Raw genomic sequence first — 20,685 nt, forward strand, 5'->3', positions numbered from 1 at the left:
CCAGATTATGCCTGAAAATGGTTATTGGTGAGATGGTATCACGGATCCAGGTATATTATAAATAATTAATAATCTTCTGACAAGTCCAAATTGTAAATCCAGGTTTACAAAATTTTTTGGGCATTTTTCTGGCTTCAGGTATTGCGCACCGGATGAAGTTATGGTATTATACTTCTTGCGCGAGACAAGCGTGGACAAAGGAATAGCACGGGGGTGTAGCTCAGTGGGAGAGCGCTTGACTCACATTCAAGAGGCCGCTGGTTCGAAACCAGCCATCCCCACCAGAAAACAGGGCTTCCGGTAACGGAAGCCCTGTTGTTTTTTAGAAAGCCTGCTGGAGCACTGCCGGCGAGACCAGCTCGCCCTGCCAATATATTTTTCCACCCAGAGCGCTTGCCTCCACCTGCAGTACCAGCCGGGGATCGATGCAGTAAAGCGCCCACCAGGCGTGGGTTCTAATCTGCCTGTCCGGACTGTCCAGCCAGGGCAGAATCTCTGCAGTATAATGCTGTACCAGTGCACGCTTTTTTCTGGCCACTTCCGCCATCCCCCAAAGCACTCCTGTGGTCAGGCGGGGGTCATCAACAAAAGAAAACATAATGGGAATATACTCGGCCAGAGCTTCCGGTCTGGTTGCAATTACCGCTCCCATCGCCTGAGGAGCATACCAGCCTGTCCCCCCGGATTCGTCATTCAGCGACCAGAGCAACCGGCGGATTACCTCTCGCGCCACTTCCACCTCTCCCCCCGCCCGTTGCTCCAGCACCAGGCCCAGGGCCTGGACGGCCCGCCAGCTGATCATGGGATCTTTTTCATAGAGCAAGCCCAGCAATACTTTGATCAGGCTTTTAGGCTTAGCATCCAGGTTGACGATCTCGGAAAATTGCTTGCTGGCCAGCAGTCCCTTGATCCTGGTCTTGTACCATCCTGCCATCATCCACCACCTCCCTGAAATTATACCGCACTGCACAACCGGCGTGCACCATGTTCCTGCCAACTCCGCACAAAAATCCTGTTGTCAGAAACTCCAAAGGCTTGTATAATAACACACAAGACCATATTGCGATAGTGACAACATTCTCTAAATCTCTATAAACTAATTAACATATTCAGAGGGTAATTTGTTGAGGGAGGGAGTTTGGCCGTGCTCAGTTTCAGCCCGGTAACCAGCTGGCACAAAAATGAAAAGTACCCTCAGGTCAGTCCCCAGGCCTTTGTGCACCCTACCGCGGTTTTGATTGGCGACGTGCGCGTGGCCGACGATGCGGTGATCTACCCGGGTGTGGTGCTCAGAGCCGATGAGGGTTCCCCCATCATCATCGGCCGGGGCACCAATGTGCAGGACGGTGTGATCATGCACTGCCTGAAAGACAGTTCCATTGTAATTGGCGAAAACTGCAGCATCGCTCACGGTGCCGTGATCCACGGCCCCTGCCAGCTAGGCGACAACTGTTTTGTCGGCTTCAACGCCGTACTGCTGAAAGCCACTCTGGGCAGCGGTTGCTTTGTCTCTCACTGCGCTCTGGTCACCGGAGTGGAAATTGGCCATGACCGGCTGATAGGACCGGCCCAGGTGGTGGACAGCGCGGAAAAGGCGGCCAGCCTGCCGCCCACGGCCGAAAGCCAGGTGCACTTCGCCCGGGAAGTGCTGCAGGTAAATGAAGAACTGCGCCAGGGCTATCAGGCCATGGCTCAGCTGGAAGGCAAATGGGACCTGCGCAATTTGCCCGCACCATCTTCCGAAGAAGATCCGGTGGGGTAAAAGATGCATATTTACAAAAAGATTACAAGAATGGCCACCCGGCTTAAGCGGGCGGTCATTCTTGTTACTACTGCAGCAGTTCGAACTTGTACCCCACACCCCACACGGTTTTTATATAAACCGGCCTGGAAGGGTTTTCCTCTATTTTCTCCCGCAGGCGCCGGATGTGCACATTTACCGTATTGTCATCCCCGAAATAGGCCCCGTCCCAGAGCCTGTCCAGCAGCTGCTGTTTGGAAAAGACCTGGTTGGGATGGGAGGCCAGCAGCCAGAGTAAATCAAACTCCCGGGGCGTTAGCTCCACCGGCTGGGAATTAACCGCAACCGTTCTTCTCCCCCGGTCGATCACCAGACCCGGGTATTCCAGCACATTGACCTCCCCGGCCTGATGACTATTGCGGGTCCGGCGCAGCACCGCCTTGATGCGCAGCACCAGCTCGGTAAAATTGTAGGGTTTAGTCTGGTAGTCATCAATGCCCAGCTTGAAACCCACCACCTTGTCCACATCATCGCTGCTGGCCGACAGCATGATCACGGCGAGCTCTTCCTTCAGACTTTTCAAGCGACGGCAGGTTTCAAAGCCGTCCATGCCCGGCATCATCAGGTCCAGGAGCACCAGATCGGGCATATTTTGCCGGCAGAGCTGCACAGCCTCCTCCCCACTGCGGGCCGTGAAAACTTCATAACCTTCTTTGCCCAGGCGCAGCCGCAAAAGCTCGAGGCTGGTGACATCGTCATCCACGACCAGTATTTTTTCCCGCACGGAATTCCCTCCACTCCATACCACATTACCCCAAATTAGCACAAAACAATCCGGCTGCAGTTAATCAACCAGCATTCTCTCCAACAATTTTACAATATTTGCAATGAAGTGTACAGATTTTTCCTAGCGCTGGTAAATCACCCGCCGCGGATAGGGTATCTCGATTCCGGCAGCCTCCAGGGCCAGTTTAAACCGGCGCCGCAGCTGCCTTTCTACCTCCCACTGCTGACCGGCCCGTGTCGCCGCCACCACCCGGATGTTCACTGCACTGTCGGCCAACTCCACCACACCCTGCACCACCGGCGTCTCTACAATATCCGGCAGTTCCGCTTTAGCCTGCTCACCGGCCCGGCGCAGTACCTCCAGCGCCCGGTCGACGTCAGCCTCGTAGGCAATACCCACCACCACCACGGCCAACATGTGGCCTCTATTGTAGTTGGTGACCTTGCTGATCTCACCGTTGGGCACAATGTGCAGCTGGCCGGTCCAGGCGCGAATCTTGCAGCTGCGCAAACCCATTTCCTCCACCACACCCACCACACCGGCCGTTTCCACATAATCTCCCACGGCAAACTGATCCTCGAATAAAATGAAAAACCCGCTGATCACATCCTTAACCAGGCTCTGCGCTCCAAAACCCACCGCCAGGCCCAGGATGCCGGCACTGGCCAGGATGGCACTGGTATTCACCCCGAACACCTGCAGGACCATAATAAAAGCTACAAAAAAGAGTACATAGGTGACCATGCTCTGCAGCAATACCTGCAGGGTCTGGGCCCGGCGCTTTTGCATGAAGCTCTGGTGCAATTCGTGACGGTCAAACACCTGGCCAACAACTGTTTTGCCCAGGCGTACCGCCAGCCTGGCCCCGATGATAATGCCCATGACCTTTAATATTTTTAGACCCAGATCCTTCAAATCCCCGGGGGAAAGCAGTGCAACATGAAAAATTTGCAGAATGATCAGTACAGCTACAAAGTAGCCCCCGTAAAAAAGCAGCGCCTTCAGCAGTACTCCCAGGGATTTTAAAAAATCATGCCGCAGATTGCTCTGCTCCAGCACACCCTCCTCCAGCTCCAGCCTGGCCAGAAACCAGTCCAGCAACCAACCAGTCACCTTGATCAAAATAAAAGTGGTTAGCAACACCAGCAGGGCCAGCCAGACCCGCTGCCCCAGCAAAGAATAATCAATATTCCAGCCTTTAAGCAGTTCCATCGCCGGCACTCCCTTCCGCTCGCTTGATCAGCGCGGCCAGTCTCAGGAGCGCCTCCTTTTTCTGACCCGCCGCCAAAAAGAACAGGTTGTGCCGCAGCAAAGCCACATCATCTTCCGGCAAAAAGTCACGCCCGGCCAGGCCCAGGGCGACCACCAGTTCTCTGGAGTGCTCTAGACAGTACCGAAGGCGATCCAGATCATAGACCAGAGTCAAAAATAAATCCTGCAGAGCCGCTTGCTGCCTGGCATCGTCCGGGCGGGGCCAAAGCGACGGTATCCGGCTGAAGCTTTCTTCCACCAATCCGTACTCGGCCAGTCCCTGGTCCTGCATCCACTGCCGCGGTGTCCAGGCGGCGCTTTCCTGCAGGCCCAGACAAAAGTCGGCGCTGAAAGCCAGGGTAAACTTGTCCTCAGCCAGTTGATCCAGCGGGGCCATGCGGCAGGACCAGGGCCGCACCGGGTACACCCGGCAGCCCTGCCCAGTCAAAAATGAACAGGTCAAATCCTGTTCTTCACGCATTTTCAGGATAATTACCGGCAAACTGCTGTGCCGGGCGGTAAAAATATGGGTGTACTGTACCAGAAAATCGCCCGAGGTAATGCCCAGGTAATTTTTCAAACGCAACACATCGTAAGGAGTAAGCAAAATATTAATGTCCCGGCAGCACTGGCCAAAACAGGCCAGCCCGGGATGACAGGTGAAGTTAAAGCGGTCACCCGCTGTAAATGTTTCCCCCCGCCGCGGCGGTGGACAGCCCAGTTCTATTGTCATTACTCTCCCTCCAGTCGAATTTTCTTGGCTTTAATAGTAATTATAATTTATTGTTTTACCCTTCTGCAGCAATTTCCACTCACCGGCACAGAAATATCTCCCCGACACATAACCGGCCCTCTACTGGGAAAAAATACGGGAAAATTGTGCAGCATTATGATGTTTATCACCACCGGCAGGGAGGTGATGGTTATGACCGGTGAAATTAAGCCAAGCGTCCGTACCAATCAAACCAGCCGAAACAAGAGCAACTATGCCTCAGCCAGCTTCTCCGACAGTTTGAACAACTGCCGGCTACCGGACCGGGAGCAATATGTTAACATGGCCTACATTCCCTGATGATAGGAGGTTTCCCCATTGGCCAAAGGCAAACCCGAACCATTCCGCATTAAAATGGTCGAACCCATCCGGCTGATTTCCCGGGAAGAGAGACAGGCCGCTCTGGAAAGAGCCGGCTATAATCTTTTTGCCCTGAAAGCCGAAGAAGTCTACATCGATCTGCTCACCGACAGCGGCACCGGTGCCATGAGCGACAACCAGTGGGCCGGACTGATGCTGGGTGATGAGTCCTACTCGGGCAGCAAGAATTATTATAACCTGCTGGCAGCTGGACAGGATATCTTCGGCTACCAGTACATCATCCCCACCCACCAGGGCCGGGGAGCCGAACAGGTCCTGTTTCCCATCCTGATCAAACAGCCCGGCCAGTATGTGATCAGCAACATGCACTTCGACACCACCAAGGCCCACGTCGAACTGGCCGGCGGCAGGGCCATCAACCTGGTCTGCCAGGAAGCCTTCGACACCGAAAAATACCATCCCTTCAAGGGCAACTTCGACCTGGAGGCCACCGAGGCTTTCATTAAAGAGCACGGTCCGGATAAAATTGCCTTCATCATCATGACCATCACCTGCAACAGTGTGGGCGGCCAACCGGTGTCCATGGCCAATATGAAAGCGGTCAGCGAGCTGGGCAAGAAATACGGCATCCGGGTATTCATTGACGGAGCCCGCTTTGCTGAAAACGCCTACTTCATCAAAATGCGGGAAGAAGGCTATCGGGACAAAAGCATCAAGGAAATTGTGCGGGAAATGTTCAGCTATGCCGAAGGCTGCACCATGAGCTGCAAGAAGGACGCCATCGTAAACATCGGCGGGCTTATTGGCATTAAAAATGACGATGAGCTGTACAACCAGGCCCGCTCCCGCCTGGTCCCCCTGGAGGGTTTCGTCACCTATGGCGGCCTGGCCGGCCGTGACATGGAAGCCCTGGCCCGGGGGCTTTACGAAGGTATGGACTTCGCTTACCTGGAATACCGCATCGGCCAGGTGGAATACCTGGGCGAACGCCTGCGGGAAGGCGGCGTACCCATCCAGTACCCGGTAGGTGGCCACGCCGTATTTGTGGACGCAGCCAAAATGCTGCCCCACATCCCCTATTACCAGTTCCCGGCTCAATCCCTGGCCAACGAACTGTACCTGGACACCGGAGTGCGCAGTGTGGAGATCGGTTCCTTTTTGCTGGGCCGCGACCCCGACACGGGCGAACAGTTGAAATCCCCCCTGGAGTTGCTGCGCCTGACCATACCCCGCCGCGTCTACACCAACAACCACATGGATGTGGTGGCGGACGGCCTGATTGCCATAAAAGACAAGGCCCATACACTGAAAGGCCTGGAGTTCACCTACGAGCCACAAATCCTGCGGCACTTCACCGCTCGCCTGCGGCCGGTCGGTTAGACCGGCCGCAGTTAAATACACCCTGCCGAGGCTGTAACAAAAGGAGGTAAAATATGGCTGCTGAACGGGAAACCTGGTCGGGCAAAACAGGGTTTATCCTGGCCTGCATCGGAGCCGCCATGGGTCTGGGCTCCATCTGGATGTTCCCCTGGCGGATTGGCTCTTACGGAGGGGCTGCATTTTTGGTACCTTACCTGCTCTTCACCTTTGTGCTGGGCGTTACCGGTCTGATGGGCGAGTTTGCCTTTGGCCGCAGTCAGAAAAAGGGCGCCATCAGCGCCTTTGAAAATGTTTTCCGGGAGCAAGGCAAAGGCTACGGTGCGGCCCTGGGCATCATACCCGTGCTGGGCGTCACCGGCGTCTATACTTTTTATCTGATCGTCTGCGGCTGGATTTTGAAATACTTCTACCTGTCCCTGATCGGAGCATTTGGCCGCATCGACCCGGGCCCCTATTTCGGCGGTTTTGCCGGCTCAGCTGAAAGTATATTCTGGCATTTCCTGGCTATGGCGCTAACCATGGCCATTGTCATCAAAGGCGTTTCGGGTGGCATCGAATGGGCTAATAAATACATGATGCCGGGCCTGTTTATCATCCTGCTCATTCTGCTGGCCCGCTCCCTCACCCTGCCGGGGGCTGCCGCAGGGGTAAAATTCCTCACCGTACCCGACTGGTCCAAACTGGGCGACTCCCTCACCTGGGTGATGGCCCTGGGCCAGGCCTTTTTCACCGTTTCCCTGGGCGGCGCAGCCATGCTGGTCTACGGCAGCTACCTGAAAGAGGATGAAGACATCCCATCCTCGGCTATCCACACCGCCTTCTGGACCACCATCGCTTCCCTGCTGGCCGCTTTTGTCACCATTCCGTCCGCCTTTGCCTTTAACATGGACCCCCAGGCCGGCCCGCCGCTGCTTTTTATCACCATCCCCCACGTCTTCAAGGTAATGCCGGGCGGCTATATTTTCGGGATTCTCTTCTTCCTGGCGGTGATTTTCGCCGCCATCTCCTCGGCCGTCAACCTGATGGAGGTGCCCACCGAGGCCATTATGGATCGCTTTAAAATGAGCCGGCGCAATGCTTCCTTTCTGGTCACAGCAGTTGCCTTTTTAATTGGTATCCCTTTGGACCTCAACCTGAACCTGTTTGGTAAATTTGCCGATCTGGTTACAATTTACATCGTCCCAGCCGGAGCAGTGCTGGCTTCCATAGTATTCTTCTGGGTCTATGGTGTGGAAAGAGCCCGGGCCGAAGTGAACAAAGGTGCATCGGTTGCTCTCGGCCCCTGGTGGGGCTATCTGGCCAAATACATCTTCACCAGTGTGGCTATCTTTATCCTGGTTATGGGCATCATTAGAGGAGGCGTATAACAAAATCCCCCGGCCAAACCGCAGCCGGGGGATTATTGTTGGTACGGCAAATCTGCCGTTCGATAACCCCTGCCGCGAGACAGGCGCTCCCAGCTAACCGGGTAGCCCGCTGTGCCTCAACTTTTCCACCAGCGGTACATCGGCGGGGGCAAAATCAAACCCGGCCAGTTCTTCCACAGTGACCCAGCGAAACGCCTCATGAGCGGTCGGCCGGGGCTCCCCCTCTACCAGATGGGCCAGATAGGCCAGCAGCTGCACAGTGATGTGCTCGTACTGGTAAACGCTCTCCCCGAAAAAACCGTCCACCCCGATTTCCACCTGGAACTCCTCCCGCATCTCCCGGATCAAGCAGGCTTCCGGCGTTTCCCCCGGTTCAATTTTACCCCCTGGAAACTCCCAGCGGTGGGCCAGCCGGTCACCCTCCCCCCGCTGGGCAATCAGCACCTTGCCGTCATTAATCAAAATAGCTGCCGTGACATTAATCAAGTTTGTGCTCCTTTCCGGCACCTTTAAATTTCCCTCCCCAAAATAGCTGCCCACCATCCCTATATGACTGGGCGTTAATTTTACAAACACACCCGGTTCACATTTAAAACATTTTATGAACCAGCCTGTCCGCGCTGCTGGCTGCTGTATGCCTGCCCGGAACAGCCATCCCGGAAGTGTGCGGCCACCTGCATAGAGATACGGCTTAAAATTTGCAGGTAGCCAAACCCGGGTATTTTCAGCATCACCATTGCCCTGGCCGTGCCCCGGGCTCACTCCGGCGACAGGTCAATCTGAACCAGGCCATAAACATTAAACAACAAAGGAGGTAAATGTAACCATGCTTAAATCAAGACTCTGTGACCTGGTGGGAATCAAGTACCCCATCATCCAGGCGGGGATGGGTCCTTTCGGGACCAACCAGCTGTGCATCGCCGCGGCCAACGCCGGTATTCTGGGCCTGCTCAGTTCCAGCGGCATCACCACCAAAGAGAGCCAGCCGGAAATTTACCAATACTTCTGCCGCAGCGGCGGCGCCGATCCCGATGCCGGCCCGGAAACCATTTTAAGAACAATTTTTCAGCAGACGCTGGAACAAACCCGGAAAGCACAGGGCATCTTCGGCATCAACGTGATGGTTTCAGCCGAAATGAAACAATCGGCCGCCCTGATAATCAACACCGTGATTAAAGCCCGGGAAGAAAACCCGGAAATGAAAAAACGCTTTAAAGTGCTGGTTACCTCCGCCGGAGATCCCCTGCCCTGGGCCGATACAATAAAAAAGACCGACCTGATCTGGATGCATGTCCTGCCCTCGGTCAAAGCCGCCCAGCGCTGCAAAAAAGCCGGCGTAGATGTCATTGTGGCCTCCGGGCACGAAGGCGGCTTCCACACTTCCTGGGAGCCCGTCCACTCCATGGTGCTGCTGCCCGCCGTGGTGGAAGCGGTTTCCGATGAGCAAACGCTGGTAGTGGGAGCAGGCGGTTTTTGCGATGGCAAAACACTGGCCGCCGCGCTGGTGCTGGGAGCGGACGGTGTGCAGATGGGAACCCGGTTCCTGGCCACCAGAGAAAGCGATTTTCACCAGATTTGGAAAGAGGGCATTGTTGCAGCCGGCGACAGAGCCACCCTGATTGCCCGCGGTTTTGTCGGCCCGGCCCGCTGGCTCAAGACCCCCCGGAGCCAGGAGCACGCCCGGAATACCTTGCAAAATTCTCCCGGCGTCTTTCTGGGTGTCCCCGATGACTATTCCACCATTGATATGTCGCTGATCCAATTCGAAACCGAATCCATCAACGCCGTGTATAGAGGGGACAAAGAGAAAGCTCTGCTGGCCGCGGGGGAAGTGGCCCAGCGTATCAACGACCTGCCCGGAGTAGCCGAGCTGGTGCAGAAAATTGTCCAGGAAGCCGAAGATACATTAAGAGGCGTTGCCACAAAATATCTGGACTGAGATAAGCTGGCCGGGGGAAGCGGCACATCACTACCGCTTCCCCTCACAAAACAGCTTCACAACACGCTGGTTGCAGAATGATTATTTTGTTATAATTTCCTTGAAAACCCATAGTATTACTCGCCCAACTAACGGGGGATATGATCATGAGCAAAAGCACCCGTCAAATTTACTATGTAAACCACGAATTGCTGGCCCAAAAAATTGCCGATATAGAAAAGGCCCATGCCCTGTTAACCAAAATCGCCGCGCTGCAGAAAGAACGATTCCTGGAAGACGAGATCGTGGTCTCGGGCGCAAAATACCAGCTCATTCTGGCCATAGAAGCGGCCCAGAATATCTGTAACCATCTGGCCGCCAGATTGGCCCGGGAAGCGCCGACCAGCTATGCCGACTGCTTTCGCATCCTGCAAAAGCAGAGGATTGTTTCCAGGGGACTGACAGAAAAACTGGTTTCCATGGCCCGGCTTCGCAACTTGCTGCTACGCCAGTACGGTAAAGTGGATGATGCCATACTGTATAACATATTGCCAAGCAACCTGACCGATCTGCTAAACTATGTGCAGGAAACAAAATCTTTCCTTATGACTATCAACCGATAGTACAGGGGCGAATAGCCATATTCCTCACAAAACATTTGCTGACTAAAACCACAAGAGAAATATTAAAAGGCAATTCTAATTTGTACAGCAATAACAATGATAACTAATAACTTTAGAGAGGTTAATATATGATTACTCTGATCGAAGCATTAAATTATCGGTGTTTGAGGTACATAGAGCAACCTCTTGGCCATTTTCATGTATTAATTGGCCCAAATGCCAGCGGAAAAACAACCTTTCTTGATGTTATCTCCTTTCTCGGCAATCTAGTTTCAGAAGGCCTGGATGCAGCTATAGAGGAAAGGACAAAAAACTTTCACGACCTGGTGTGGATGAGAAGTAAAGATAGTTTTGAACTGGCCATTGAAGCTAAAATTCCAGCTGACCGACAGGCGCAGTTAGGCAAGCAACCTTATGATACTGTACGCTATGAAATTAAAATAGGCAACATGAATGGAGAAACGGAAATAATTGCCGAAAAGGTTTTGTTAAAACAAGCAACCCCGAAGCCATGTCGAGAAAGAAGCTTGTTTCCAGATTATTATGTTGACTCACCTCAAACAATCCTAACACCCAAGGGGAAAAAATACGGCCGTACAGTTGTTAACAAGGTTTACGGAGGTAATGATAATTATTATTCTGAAGTGCATTCCGAACCTGGGAAAGGGTGGTCTCCAGCGTTTAAGCTGGGCACGCGCAAATCTGCGCTGGGAAATCTGCCCGCGGATGAATCCAAATTTCCTGTAGCAACCTGGCTAAAAGGCTTATTGACAGAAGGCGTACAGGAGTTTATCCTGAATAGCATGCTCTTGCGTAAAGCCAGCCCACCCGGGCAAACACGTGGTTTTAAACCAGATGGATCCAATCTGCCCTGGGTGGTAAAACACCTAAAAAGTAAAGCACTTGATAAGTATAATGATTGGATCGCCCACCTGCAAACAGCACTCCCGGACCTGGCAAATATTCAAACTATTGTGAGGGAGGACGACAAACACTGCTACCTTGTACTGGAATATCATGACAGGCTAAATGTACCATCCTGGATGGCATCAGACGGCACACTACGACTACTGGCACTTACATTACCAGCCTATCTGCCTGATTTTAAGGGTATATATTTGATTGAAGAACCTGAAAACGGCATTCACCCCAGAGCTGTCGAAACCATGTATCAATCCCTGTCTTCAGTTTACAATGCCCAAATCCTCCTGGCCACTCACTCCCCGGTCATATTAGGCCTGGCTGAACCGGAAAAAATCCTTTGCTTTGCCAGGACCACTCAGGGAGCCACAGATATCGTTCTGGGAAGCCAGCACCCGGCATTGAAGAATTGGAAAGGCGAAACCAATCTAGGCATTCTTTTTGCCGGGGGTGTGCTTGGATGATTAAGGATCTTGTAGTCCTCGTAGCGGACAGAAATATGGAATTCGCTATCAAGGGTTTACTAACACGCCCTCAAGCACTAGGGATACGTCAGGTATATTTTGATTGCTTTGTCCATCCAGAACACGACCCCGGATGCCTTTTAAGGGGTCATCACTTTTTACAACCCATGGCACAGACTTATCAGCATGCACTGGTAATGCTTGATCACGAAGGGTGTGGACGGGAACATCTCTCAAGAAGTGATCTGGAGAAATATATCGAAGAATGCCTGAAACAATCAGGCTGGGATGATCGGGCCGCGGCCATTGTTATCTCGCCAGAACTGGAGGTATGGGTCTGGAGCAATTCGCCGCACATTGACCGAATTATTGGATGGGATGGAAAAAAGATAGACTTGCGGGCCTGGTTGATCCAGCAAGGGTTTACCCAAAGCCGTAATGGAAAACCTGAAAAACCCCAAAAAGCCTTTGAAGATGCTTTAAAGCATTGCGGTAAGGCCCGTTCATCCTCGTTGTTCTTTCAACTGGCCAGGTCTGTAAGCCTAGAAAACTGCGTTAACCAGTCGTTTATCAAGTTAAAAACAACCCTAAAAAAATGGTTCAATACAGAAATAAACAATTTTTAGAAGCCAGACTGTATCGCCAGCACTTTTGAGCTTAAAATAAGCGGGACCCGCCGGGTCCCGCTTTGACACAAATGCCCTTCTTTCAATTCCACCCTACTCCACCGTCACGCTCTTGGCCAGGTTGCGCGGCTGGTCCACGTCGCAGCCCCGGGCCACGGCCATGTGATAGGCCAGCAACTGCAGGGGAATGACCGAGAGCACCGGTGTGAGCAGTTCATGGGTGCGCGGGATGTGCAGGACGTGGTCCACCACTTTGGCCAGGTCGGCTTCGCCGTCCATGGCCAGGGCCAGCACGGTGGCTTCCCGCGCCTTTACTTCTTTGATGTTGCTGAGCATTTTTTCAAAGAGTCTCTGCTGGGTGACCAGGGCAATCACGGGCACGCCCTCGATAATCAGGGCCAGGGTACCGTGTTTGAGCTCACCGGCGGCATAGGCTTCGGCGTGGATGTAGGAGATCTCTTTGAGCTTGAGGGCTCCTTCCAGGGCCACGGCGTAGTCCAGACCCCGCCCGATGAAGAAGGTGCTGGGCACCTCGCGGTGGGCGGCTACAAAGTCCTGGATGACCTGGCCGTTTTCCAGGATCACCCGGGCTTTGTCGGCCAGCTTGCGCAGCTCGCTGATGATGGCCACGCGTTCCACCAGGGATTTTTTACTGCGCCGCTCGGCCAGGTAGAGGGCAATCAGATACATGGCCACCAGCTGGGTGGTGTAGGCCTTGGTGGAAGCCACGGCAATTTCCGGCCCGGCCCAGGTGTAGAGCACGTCATCGGCCTCCCGGGCCACCGAGCTGTCCACCACATTGGTCACGGCCAGCACATGAGCGCCGCGCCTTTTGGCTTCGCGCAGGGCGGCCAGGGTGTCGGCAGTTTCGCCCGACTGGCTGACCACAATCACCAGGGTGTGCTGATCCACAAAGGGATCGCGGTAACGGAATTCCGAGGCGATATCCACTTCCACGGGCAGTCCGGCCAGTTTTTCCATGACATATTTGCCCACCACCCCGGCATGGTAAGCCGTACCGCAAGCGGTAATGAAGATTTTATTAAACTGCCGGACCTGGTCCTCGCTCAGGCTCAGGTCCAGGTTGACGCTCTGGTTGTCCGGACTGAGGCGGCCGCTCAGGGTATCGCGCAGGGCCACGGGCTGTTCGTGAATTTCCTTGAGCATAAAGTGGTCGTAACCGCCCTTTTCGGCCTGGGCCGCCTCCCAGCCCACTTCATACACCGCTTTCTCCACCGGCTGCCCCTGGCTGTCGTACAGTTCCACGCTGTCGGCCGTGACCACGGCCATTTCCCCGTCGGCCAGGATATAGGTGCGCCGGGTGTGGCTGAGCAGGGCCGGAATGTCCGAGGCCAGAAAATTTTCCCCTTCCCCCAGGCCTACAATCAGCGGGCTATCCTGGCGCACGGCCACCAGGCGGCCCGGTTCGTCCAGGCAAAGGATGACCATGGCATAGGAACCTTCAATTTTGCGGATCATCTGCCGCACGGTGGCCAGCAGGTCACCTTCGTAGAACTCCTCCAGCAGGTGGGCCAGCACTTCGGTGTCGGTTTCCGAGGTAAACTGGTGCCCGCGGGAGAGCAGCCATTCTTTGATGGGCAGGTAGTTTTCGATGATGCCGTTGTGCACCACGGCAAAGCGACCCTGGCAGTCCCGGTGCGGGTGGGCGTTGGTATCGGATGGGCGACCGTGGGTGGCCCAGCGCGTGTGCCCAATGCCCACCGTACCGTAAAAGTAATTGCCGGCCAGCTTTTCTTTTAAATTGGTCAATTTGCCAACTTTTTTATATATGCGCAAGTGGTTATCTTCTATTAAAGCAATACCTGCCGAGTCGTAACCCCGGTATTCCAGCTTTTGCAGGCCTTCCACCAGGATGGGCACGGCGGGTCTGGGGCCGATGTAGCCAACAATACCGCACATGGTTTTAACCCCCTGAAAAAATAATCGGGTAAGTCAATCACGACAGTAATCAAACATCGCTCTTTTTTCCGGACGGCGGCTTTGTGCCGGCAGTTGCCTGCCGGTTTTGTCCGCTTTTCACGGTGCCGGTACACCGGGGAGCATCCGCCGATGTCTCGATAAACTCCCCCCTCGTCCACCAGGGGTTGCCTGGTGCTGGCGCTTTGGCTTTTTTACCCCCTGCTTTCTCTGCTCATTCCCACCCCCTTTTACCGCTCGTCGTCTTCCGTCCTCTCCCGGTTCAGGCGCCGGACAAATGCCGGAACCGATCCCGACAGGCCGAAATCAGCTTTCCAGATGGCGAATCAGCTGCACCAGCTCATCCACAATGTGCTGCAGCTCGCCTTCATCCTGGCCTTCCGCCATCACCCGCACCAGCGGCTCGGTGCCCGAGGGGCGTACCAGAATGCGGCCCCGGCCGGCCAGCTTCTTTTCCAGCCGGCGAATGGCCGCCAGCAGTTCCGGACTGTTCATCACCAGATCCTTGTCTTTGACTTTCTGGTTGACCAGCAGCTGGGGCAGGCGCTGCATCTGCCCGGCCAGCTCGGCCAGCGGGCGGCCGCTCTTTTTGACCACGGCCAGCAGCTGCAGAGCGGTCAGAATACCGTCACCGGTGGTGTTGTGCTCTAAAAAAAGGATATGGCCGCTCTGCTCGCCCCCGAAAACGGCACCGCTCTTTAAACATTCTTCCAGCACATAGCGGTCGCCCACTTTGGTCTGCAGCACATTGATGCCGCATTTCTGCAGGGCCAGGTGCAGGCCCAGGTTGCTCATCACGGTAACCACGGCTGTGTTGCGGGACAGGCGGCCCCGCTGCTGCAGGTCCCGGGCACAGATGACCATGATCTGATCGCCGTCCACCAGCTGCCCGTTGTGATCCACAGCCAGCACCCGGTCGGCGTCGCCGTCATGGGCCAGCCCCAGGTCAGCCGCGTGCTCTTTTACGGCCTGCTGGAGCATCGCGGGGTGGGTGGAACCGCAGCCCACATTGATGTTGCAGCCGTCCGGCCGGTTGTTGATGGCCACCACTTCCGCCCCCAGGCGGCGCAGCACGGCCGGCGCCACCTCGCTGGCCGCGCCGTGGGCACAGTCCACCACTATTTTCATGCCCTCCAGCGATACATCTACAGTGGAAAGCAAAAAGCTAATATATTTTTCCATGGCATCGGGCAACTGATACGAACGGCCCAACTGCCCGCCGGTGGGCAAATCTCCCCAGGTGCCCCTGCTGGCCATGCGGGCTATTTCTTCTTCCACTTCATCGGGCAGTTTGTAGCCGCTGGGGCCGAAAAACTTGATGCCGTTATCGGGAGCCGGGTTGTGGGAAGCCGAAATGACCACCCCGCCCTGCAGTCCCAGCTCGCGCGTCAGGTAAGCCACAGCCGGGGTGGGCAGTACACCGGCCAGCAGCACATCCACCCCGGCCGAGCAAATACCGGCCACCAGAGCGGCTTCCAGCATCTGTCCGGACAGGCGGGTGTCCCGTCCGATCACCATGCGGGGTGCTCTGTCCCCCCGCTTGAGAACCAGCGCGGCGGCCCGCCCCACAGCCAGAGCCATTTCCGGCGTCAGGTCGGCATTGGCCACACCGCGAATGCCGTCAGTACCAAACTTAATTTCCATACCGTATCTTCTTCTCCCCACCAAACATTTCGCACCTGGTAAACAAAATCAGACAAACCACATTGTATTATAACTTTCTTTGCCAAACACTGTCAAATTATCACAATTATTAATAAACAGGCGTTCTTTCAGTATAGTATTAAGCCTCCCGGTGGAAAAGTGCCTGTCAGGGCAGCGGCAAATTCTCCCTACGGGGACGCCGGCGTCTCGGACTGCTGGGCCGCTGCCTGCAGCACGACCTGCACCTGCACAGTATCGCTGTCCAAAATTACTCCGTCCGGCGGCAGCAGCCGCACCGTATGGCTGATGGATGCAGCGGCACCGCTCACATCCACGGGCTCAGCCGGTATGGCGGTCAGGCCGGCCAGCAGGGTCGCCTCACCCCGCACCCGCACCTGAACCGGGCTGACCAGCACCCTGTCCACCCGGTATCCTTCGGCCGGCTGCCCGGTAGTTTCCACGCGTACCGGCACAAATTTTTCCGGCAGGGGAGCAACGGGCACACTCACCCTGACCAGCCGCGGCGTCACATTTACCAGTTCATGGCGCGCCGTGACCGGCAGGTTTTGTTCAATGTTCTGGATCGCACCCTGAATGTTCACACTGATGGTAAACTGCTGCATGCTGTCCAGGATCTTTTTGGGCCCGCTCACGGTCACCATAGCGGGACTGACGGCGGGCTGCCCGGCCACATAGCCGCGCTGCGGCTCGCCCTGCAGCTGCGCCACCACCGGCATTTGCTTGCTCACCCGGCGGTCGGCGCTCACTATGATCACACCGGGAGTCACCTGCACAATCTTCACATCAGGAGGAGAGGTTATCGCAACCTGGACCGTGTTCTCTCCCTCCTGAACCCGGGACAGATCAATGCTAGCCCGAATATCGGCAGGACGCAGCACCAGCAAGCGGCTGCGCAGCCCTTCCGCCCGCACGGATACATACTCCGGTATACCGCTCATCACCAGGTAATCGGCCTGGTTTTTTACTTCCAGCGGCACATTATAGACCTGCTGGCTGGCCGGGAATTGTTCATTGGTCACATAAACCCAGAGCACCACGGCGAAGAAAAGAGCCAGCAGCCGCAAGGAGAGCCGGCGCCAGTTAAGATTTACCAACCAGCATCACCTCCGCACCCACAGCTGGCCCAAAGCAGAAGGCTGCCGGGACACTTGCCAGAGCTGCTGCAGTTTTTCTTCCAGGGCGGACCTGGTCAGCCCGCGCAGCAGCGTTCCTTCCACCGCCAGGGATATTTTGCCTGTCTCCTCGGACACAATCACGGCCAGGGCATCGGAAACCTCGCTGATGCCAATACCGGCCCGGTGCCGTGTACCCAGCTCCTTGCTCAGGTGCTGTTCATCGGTCAGCGGCAGCACGCACCCGGCAGCCAGAACACGGCTGCCCCGCACAATGGCGGCACCGTCGTGCAGCGGTGTTTTGGGGATGAATAGATTGACCAGCAGCTCAGCGCTCAGCCAGGCATCCAGCTTGACACCGGTCTCGGCATGCTCCTCCAGTCCGGTAACCCGCTCCAGCACCAAAAGGGCGCCTATGCGGCGCTCGGCCAAATATTCCACCGCCTGACCAATATTACTAATGGTTTTTTCCAGATCACCCTCGGAAAGGCTGACAAAGGAGCGGGCGATGAATTTCCCTCCACCGATTTTTTCCAGGGCCCGCCGCAGTTCGGGCTGAAAGACGATGGGCAGGGCCACCGCCAGGAAGTAGAGCGACTGCTTGAGCAGCCAGTGCAGGGTATAGAGTTTGAACAGGCTGCTCAAGGCGGTGGCCACCAGCAGCACGGCAATGCCCTTGAGCAGCTGCACCGCCCGCGTCCCTTTGATCAGCAGCGTCAGGCGGTAGAGGACGTAGGTCACTATAGCTATGTCAATTATGCTGGTCAGGCCGAAAATTTCCCAGAAATTGAAGTCGATATTCCAGTCAAAGTGCCAGTTCCAACCGGGCCAGTTGCCGAACAATTTTTCCCCTCCCCGGCCATGCTATTTCTACTCACAACAGTTTAATTATCCCCCGGCGGGCCCTGGAGGTCAACCCGACAAAATATAGATGCCACCGGCACCCGTACAGGTTTGCCGGTGGCATTCTTTTATCCCTTTTCCAGCCCTGCGCCAGCGAGCAACACTATCCCGCCGGATTAACCGGCAGCAGGACGCATTTCTTCCTGGGCGCTGTCGTCCAGTTTCAGCAGACCGTAGGCAATACTGTCCACCAGCGCCTGCCAGCTGGCCTCGATAATATTCTGGGAAACGCCCACGGTACCCCAGGAGCGGCGTCCGTTGCCGGTTTCGATGAGCACGCGCACTATCGCACCGGTACCGTCCTTCTCGTCCAGCACGCGCACCTTGTAGTCGGTGAGCTGCATCAGCTTGATGCAGGGGTACTGCTGCTCCAGCGCCTTGCGCAGAGCGTTGTCCAGCGCGTTCACCGGTCCGTTGCCCTCGGCCGCCGTGTGCACGGTCTGACCGCCCACATCCATCTTGATCACGGCCTCGGTGTGCACGGGGGAGTTTTCCTTCATTTCGATGATGATGCGCAGGCTTTCCAGGCGGAAAGGTTCCTGATAACCGTTCTTCAAACGGCGCAGCAGCAGTTCCAGCGAACCTTCCGCCCCCTCGAACTGGTAGCCCCGGTTTTCCAGCTCCTTGATGCGCTGCAGGAGCTGGCGGTTTTCTTCCTTCTGCATGACCAGATCCAGGTCCAGCTCCCGGTATTTGTACAGCAGGTTGGCCTGCCCGCTCAGCTCGGAGACCAGCACGCGCCGCCGGTTGCCCACCTGCGCGGGGTCGATATGCTCGTAGGTGCGCGGGTCTTTCAGGATGGCGCTCACGTGCACCCCGCCCTTGTGGGCAAAGGCGGAGTCCCCCACAAAGGGTTGATTGCTGGCGTGGTGCAGATTGGCCACCTCGCTGACATAGCGCGATACTTCGGTGAGCCGGGCCAGATTCTGTCGCGGGATGGTCTCATAACCCAGCTTCAGGCTGAGATTGGGGATGATGGAGCACAGGTTGGCGTTGCCGCAACGCTCCCCGTAGCCGTTGATGGTACCCTGCACATGCATGGCCCCGGCCTGCACCGCCGCCAGGGAGTTGGCCACCGCCAGCTCGCCGTCATTGTGGCAGTGGATGCCAATGGGGCAGGCCAGCTTCTCCCGCACCAGAGTCACAATTTCAGCAATCTGGCCGGGCAGGCTGCCGCCGTTGGTATCACAAAGCACAATGCGCGACGCCCCGGCGTCACGGGCTGCCCGCAGGGTGGCCAGAGCATATTCGGGATTGGCCCGGAAGCCATCGAAGAAGTGCTCGGCATCATAGATCACTTCCAGTCCCTGCTGGCGCAGGTAGGCCACCGACTGGGCGATCATGTCCAGATTTTCCGGCAGGGTGGTTTGCAGGGCCTGGGTAACGTGAAAGTCCCAGGTCTTGCCGAAAATGGTCGCCGTGCGCACACCGCTCTGCACCAGCTCCTGCAGGTTCTGGTCCTGATGGGCGGGAACGCCCGGCCGGCGCGTACTGCCGAAAGCGGTCAGCCGGGCCTGCTGCAGGGGCTGCTGGCGCATGCGCCGGAAAAATTCCGCGTCCTTGGGGTTGGAGCCGGGCCAGCCCCCTTCGATATAATGCACCCCCAGGGCATCCAGGCGCAGGGCCACTTTCACCTTGTCTTCCACCGAAAACGAGACACCCTCACCCTGGGTGCCGTCCCGCAGGGTGGTATCATATATTTCCACTGCTGGTGCAAGCACGCCTTCACCAGGCTGGCAATTCTCCACGTTGTGCAAAGGTGCTTCCCCCCGGTTCATTTGTCCGGCGCACAGTCTGGTCTCGTCCGCCGGTACTGTCTTCCCGGCCCTAGATGGCCTGGCATACCGCTTCGCCCATCTCCGCCGTGCCTACCAGGCGGCAACCGGCAGTGTGAATATCGGCTGTGCGCAGACCCTCGGCCAGCACTCTGGACACAGCATTTTCCACCGCCCCGGCCGCCGCGGGCTGCTGCAGGGAGTGGCGCAGCAACATGGCCACCGAAAGAATGGTGGCCAGCGGGTTGGCCTTGTTCTGGCCGGCGATGTCGGGCGCCGAGCCGTGAATGGGTTCGTACAGGCCCACAGAACCGCCCAGGCTGGCCGAGGGCAGCATCCCGATGGAGCCGGTCAGCTGCGCCGCCTGATCGCTCAAGATATCACCAAACATATTCTCAGTAACTAACACATCGAACTGGCGGGGGTTGCGCACCAGCTGCATGGCGCAGTTGTCCACCAGCATGTGGCTGACCTGCACATCGGGATATGCGGGTGCCAACTGCTCCACCACTTCCCGCCACAGCCGGGAGCTCTCCAGCACATTGGCTTTATCCACCGAGGTCAGCCGCTTGCGGCGCTGGCGGGCCAGTTCAAAGCCCCGGCGCACCACGCGGGCAATTTCCTCGCTGGTGTATTCCAGAGTTTCCACCACTTTATAGCCGCCGGGTATTTGCTGCCGCTCCTTGCGGCCGAAGTAAATCCCGCCGGTCAGCTCGCGCACCACCATAATGTCCAGCCCGGCAATCACTTCTGGCTTCAAAGTGGAGGATTCCACCAGCTGAGGGTAGACCCGGGCCGGGCGCAGGTTGGCATAAACGCCCAGCTCCTTGCGCAGGGGCAGCAGCGCCCCCCGCTCGGGGCGCAGTTCCACGGGCAGATTATCCCAGCGGGGCCCCCCCACCGCCCCCAGCAGCACGGCATGGCTCTCCCGGCATCCCTGCAGCGTTTCCGGCGGCAGGGGGTGGCCGGTGGCATCATAGGCGGCACCGCCAAAGAGGTATTCTTTTATTTCCAGCTCCAGTTGATATTTTTCCGCCACTTTGTGCAGAACTTTTACCGCCTGGGCGATCACCTCGGGGCCGATACCATCGCCCGGCAAAACAGCGATCTTGTACATCATC

General features: G+C 56.4%; 19 protein-coding genes and 1 tRNA gene. 9 read left to right on the forward strand and 11 right to left on the reverse strand.

Going from position 1 to position 20,685, the window contains the following annotated elements:
• Nucleotides 1–209 precede the first annotated feature (209 nt).
• Nucleotides 210–284 (forward strand) — tRNA-Val (locus ACUVTU_RS09160).
• Nucleotides 285–322: 38 nt separating this feature from the next.
• On the opposite strand, the gene ACUVTU_RS09165 is transcribed toward ACUVTU_RS09160, so the two are convergent.
• Entirely contained in the window at nucleotides 323–937 is a 615-nt protein-coding gene (locus ACUVTU_RS09165; RefSeq protein ID WP_445889660.1) for a DVU0298 family protein, read from the reverse strand.
• 207 nt (nucleotides 938–1,144) lie between these two features.
• Here ACUVTU_RS09165 and ACUVTU_RS09170 point away from each other — a divergent pair, with 207 nt between their 5' ends.
• Complete coding sequence (locus ACUVTU_RS09170; protein ID WP_445889661.1) at nucleotides 1,145–1,762, forward strand: transferase; 618 nt, start codon at nucleotides 1,145–1,147, stop codon at nucleotides 1,760–1,762.
• A 67-nt stretch (nucleotides 1,763–1,829) separates the two neighbouring features.
• On the opposite strand, the gene ACUVTU_RS09175 is transcribed toward ACUVTU_RS09170, so the two are convergent.
• The 3 genes from ACUVTU_RS09175 to ACUVTU_RS09185 all read right to left on the reverse strand — a co-directional run bounded on the left by ACUVTU_RS09175 (nucleotide 1,830) and on the right by ACUVTU_RS09185 (nucleotide 4,512).
• The gene (locus ACUVTU_RS09175) at nucleotides 1,830–2,525 is read right to left on the reverse strand and encodes a response regulator transcription factor (protein ID WP_445889662.1); all 696 of its coding nucleotides are present in this window, start codon (nucleotides 2,523–2,525) and stop codon (nucleotides 1,830–1,832) included.
• A 123-nt stretch (nucleotides 2,526–2,648) separates the two neighbouring features.
• On the reverse strand, nucleotides 2,649–3,740 hold the full coding sequence (locus ACUVTU_RS09180) for a mechanosensitive ion channel family protein (RefSeq protein WP_445889663.1): 1,092 nt from the start codon (nucleotides 3,738–3,740) through the stop codon (nucleotides 2,649–2,651).
• Nucleotides 3,727–4,512, reverse strand: coding sequence for a YkgJ family cysteine cluster protein (locus tag ACUVTU_RS09185; RefSeq protein WP_445889664.1), 786 nt, complete (start codon nucleotides 4,510–4,512; stop codon nucleotides 3,727–3,729). Before ACUVTU_RS09185 ends, ACUVTU_RS09180 begins: the two co-directional genes overlap by 14 nt.
• A 192-nt stretch (nucleotides 4,513–4,704) precedes the next feature.
• On the opposite strand from ACUVTU_RS09185, the gene ACUVTU_RS09190 reads away from it, so the two are divergent.
• Genes ACUVTU_RS09190 through ACUVTU_RS09200 form a run of 3 tightly spaced genes read left to right on the forward strand, consistent with a single transcriptional unit; the run spans nucleotide 4,705 to nucleotide 7,619 of the window.
• Complete coding sequence (locus ACUVTU_RS09190; RefSeq protein ID WP_445889665.1) at nucleotides 4,705–4,851, forward strand: hypothetical protein; 147 nt, start codon at nucleotides 4,705–4,707, stop codon at nucleotides 4,849–4,851.
• A gap of 18 nt (nucleotides 4,852–4,869) precedes the next feature.
• A complete protein-coding gene (locus ACUVTU_RS09195; protein ID WP_445889666.1) occupies nucleotides 4,870–6,252 on the forward strand; it encodes a tryptophanase in 1,383 nt (460 codons plus the stop codon).
• Nucleotides 6,253–6,305: 53 nt separating this feature from the next.
• Nucleotides 6,306–7,619, forward strand: coding sequence for a sodium-dependent transporter (locus tag ACUVTU_RS09200; RefSeq protein ID WP_445889667.1), 1,314 nt, complete (start codon nucleotides 6,306–6,308; stop codon nucleotides 7,617–7,619).
• A gap of 93 nt (nucleotides 7,620–7,712) precedes the next feature.
• Here ACUVTU_RS09200 and mutT read toward each other — a convergent pair whose 3' ends face one another.
• Entirely contained in the window at nucleotides 7,713–8,126 is a 414-nt protein-coding gene (mutT, locus tag ACUVTU_RS09205; RefSeq protein ID WP_445889668.1) for an 8-oxo-dGTP diphosphatase MutT, read from the reverse strand.
• A gap of 319 nt (nucleotides 8,127–8,445) precedes the next feature.
• Here mutT and ACUVTU_RS09210 point away from each other — a divergent pair, with 319 nt between their 5' ends.
• The 4 genes from ACUVTU_RS09210 to mads4 all read left to right on the forward strand — a co-directional run bounded on the left by ACUVTU_RS09210 (nucleotide 8,446) and on the right by mads4 (nucleotide 12,171).
• Nucleotides 8,446–9,558: an NAD(P)H-dependent flavin oxidoreductase gene (locus tag ACUVTU_RS09210; RefSeq protein WP_445889669.1), complete on the forward strand. Its 1,113-nt coding sequence runs from the start codon at nucleotides 8,446–8,448 to the stop codon at nucleotides 9,556–9,558.
• Nucleotides 9,559–9,704: 146 nt separating this feature from the next.
• On the forward strand, nucleotides 9,705–10,160 hold the full coding sequence (hepT, locus tag ACUVTU_RS09215) for a type VII toxin-antitoxin system HepT family RNase toxin (RefSeq protein ID WP_445889670.1): 456 nt from the start codon (nucleotides 9,705–9,707) through the stop codon (nucleotides 10,158–10,160).
• Between the two features lie 128 nt (nucleotides 10,161–10,288).
• On the forward strand, nucleotides 10,289–11,545 hold the full coding sequence (gene mads3, locus ACUVTU_RS09220) for a methylation-associated defense system AAA family ATPase MAD3 (protein ID WP_445889671.1): 1,257 nt from the start codon (nucleotides 10,289–10,291) through the stop codon (nucleotides 11,543–11,545).
• Nucleotides 11,542–12,171 (forward strand): methylation-associated defense system protein MAD4, encoded by a 630-nt coding sequence (mads4, locus tag ACUVTU_RS09225; RefSeq protein ID WP_445889672.1) that lies wholly within the window; start codon nucleotides 11,542–11,544, stop codon nucleotides 12,169–12,171. Before mads3 ends, mads4 begins: the two co-directional genes overlap by 4 nt.
• A 93-nt stretch (nucleotides 12,172–12,264) precedes the next feature.
• Here the strand turns inward: mads4 and glmS are convergent, their stop codons facing one another.
• From glmS to leuB, 6 genes are all read right to left on the reverse strand, one after another.
• A complete protein-coding gene (gene glmS, locus ACUVTU_RS09230; RefSeq protein ID WP_445889673.1) occupies nucleotides 12,265–14,091 on the reverse strand; it encodes a glutamine--fructose-6-phosphate transaminase (isomerizing) in 1,827 nt (608 codons plus the stop codon).
• A gap of 324 nt (nucleotides 14,092–14,415) precedes the next feature.
• Nucleotides 14,416–15,753, reverse strand: coding sequence for a phosphoglucosamine mutase (gene glmM, locus ACUVTU_RS09235; protein ID WP_445889674.1), 1,338 nt, complete (start codon nucleotides 15,751–15,753; stop codon nucleotides 14,416–14,418).
• Nucleotides 15,754–15,941: 188 nt separating this feature from the next.
• Nucleotides 15,942–16,868: a CdaR family protein gene (locus ACUVTU_RS09240; RefSeq protein WP_445889675.1), complete on the reverse strand. Its 927-nt coding sequence runs from the start codon at nucleotides 16,866–16,868 to the stop codon at nucleotides 15,942–15,944.
• Nucleotides 16,869–16,874: 6 nt separating this feature from the next.
• Complete coding sequence (gene cdaA / locus ACUVTU_RS09245) at nucleotides 16,875–17,729, reverse strand: diadenylate cyclase CdaA (RefSeq protein ID WP_445889676.1); 855 nt, start codon at nucleotides 17,727–17,729, stop codon at nucleotides 16,875–16,877.
• A gap of 176 nt (nucleotides 17,730–17,905) precedes the next feature.
• The gene (gene cimA / locus ACUVTU_RS09250; protein WP_445889686.1) at nucleotides 17,906–19,537 is read right to left on the reverse strand and encodes a citramalate synthase; all 1,632 of its coding nucleotides are present in this window, start codon (nucleotides 19,535–19,537) and stop codon (nucleotides 17,906–17,908) included.
• A gap of 79 nt (nucleotides 19,538–19,616) precedes the next feature.
• Entirely contained in the window at nucleotides 19,617–20,681 is a 1,065-nt protein-coding gene (gene leuB / locus ACUVTU_RS09255; protein WP_445889687.1) for a 3-isopropylmalate dehydrogenase, read from the reverse strand.
• Between the last annotated feature and the right edge of the window lie 4 nt (nucleotides 20,682–20,685).

The organism is Desulfurispora sp. (assembly GCF_052744395.1).

Bases quoted from the DNA above. Each gene is read 5' to 3' on its own strand.
- ACUVTU_RS09165 (WP_445889660.1), bottom strand. From the start codon at position 937: ATGATGGCAGGATGGTACAAGACCAGGATCAAGGGACTGCTGGCCAGC.
- ACUVTU_RS09180 (WP_445889663.1), bottom strand. From the start codon at position 3,740: ATGGAACTGCTTAAAGGCTGGAATATTGATTATTCTTTGCTGGGGCAG.
- ACUVTU_RS09185 (WP_445889664.1), bottom strand. From the start codon at position 4,512: ATGACAATAGAACTGGGCTGTCCACCGCCGCGGCGGGGGGAAACATTT.
- ACUVTU_RS09190 (WP_445889665.1), top strand. From the start codon at position 4,705: ATGACCGGTGAAATTAAGCCAAGCGTCCGTACCAATCAAACCAGCCGA.
- ACUVTU_RS09200 (WP_445889667.1), top strand. From the start codon at position 6,306: ATGGCTGCTGAACGGGAAACCTGGTCGGGCAAAACAGGGTTTATCCTG.
- ACUVTU_RS09210 (WP_445889669.1), top strand. From the start codon at position 8,446: ATGCTTAAATCAAGACTCTGTGACCTGGTGGGAATCAAGTACCCCATC.
- hepT (WP_445889670.1), top strand. From the start codon at position 9,705: ATGAGCAAAAGCACCCGTCAAATTTACTATGTAAACCACGAATTGCTG.
- mads3 (WP_445889671.1), top strand. From the start codon at position 10,289: ATGATTACTCTGATCGAAGCATTAAATTATCGGTGTTTGAGGTACATA.
- mads4 (WP_445889672.1), top strand. From the start codon at position 11,542: ATGATTAAGGATCTTGTAGTCCTCGTAGCGGACAGAAATATGGAATTC.
- glmS (WP_445889673.1), bottom strand. From the start codon at position 14,091: ATGTGCGGTATTGTTGGCTACATCGGCCCCAGACCCGCCGTGCCCATC.
- glmM (WP_445889674.1), bottom strand. From the start codon at position 15,753: ATGGAAATTAAGTTTGGTACTGACGGCATTCGCGGTGTGGCCAATGCC.
- leuB (WP_445889687.1), bottom strand. From the start codon at position 20,681: ATGTACAAGATCGCTGTTTTGCCGGGCGATGGTATCGGCCCCGAGGTG.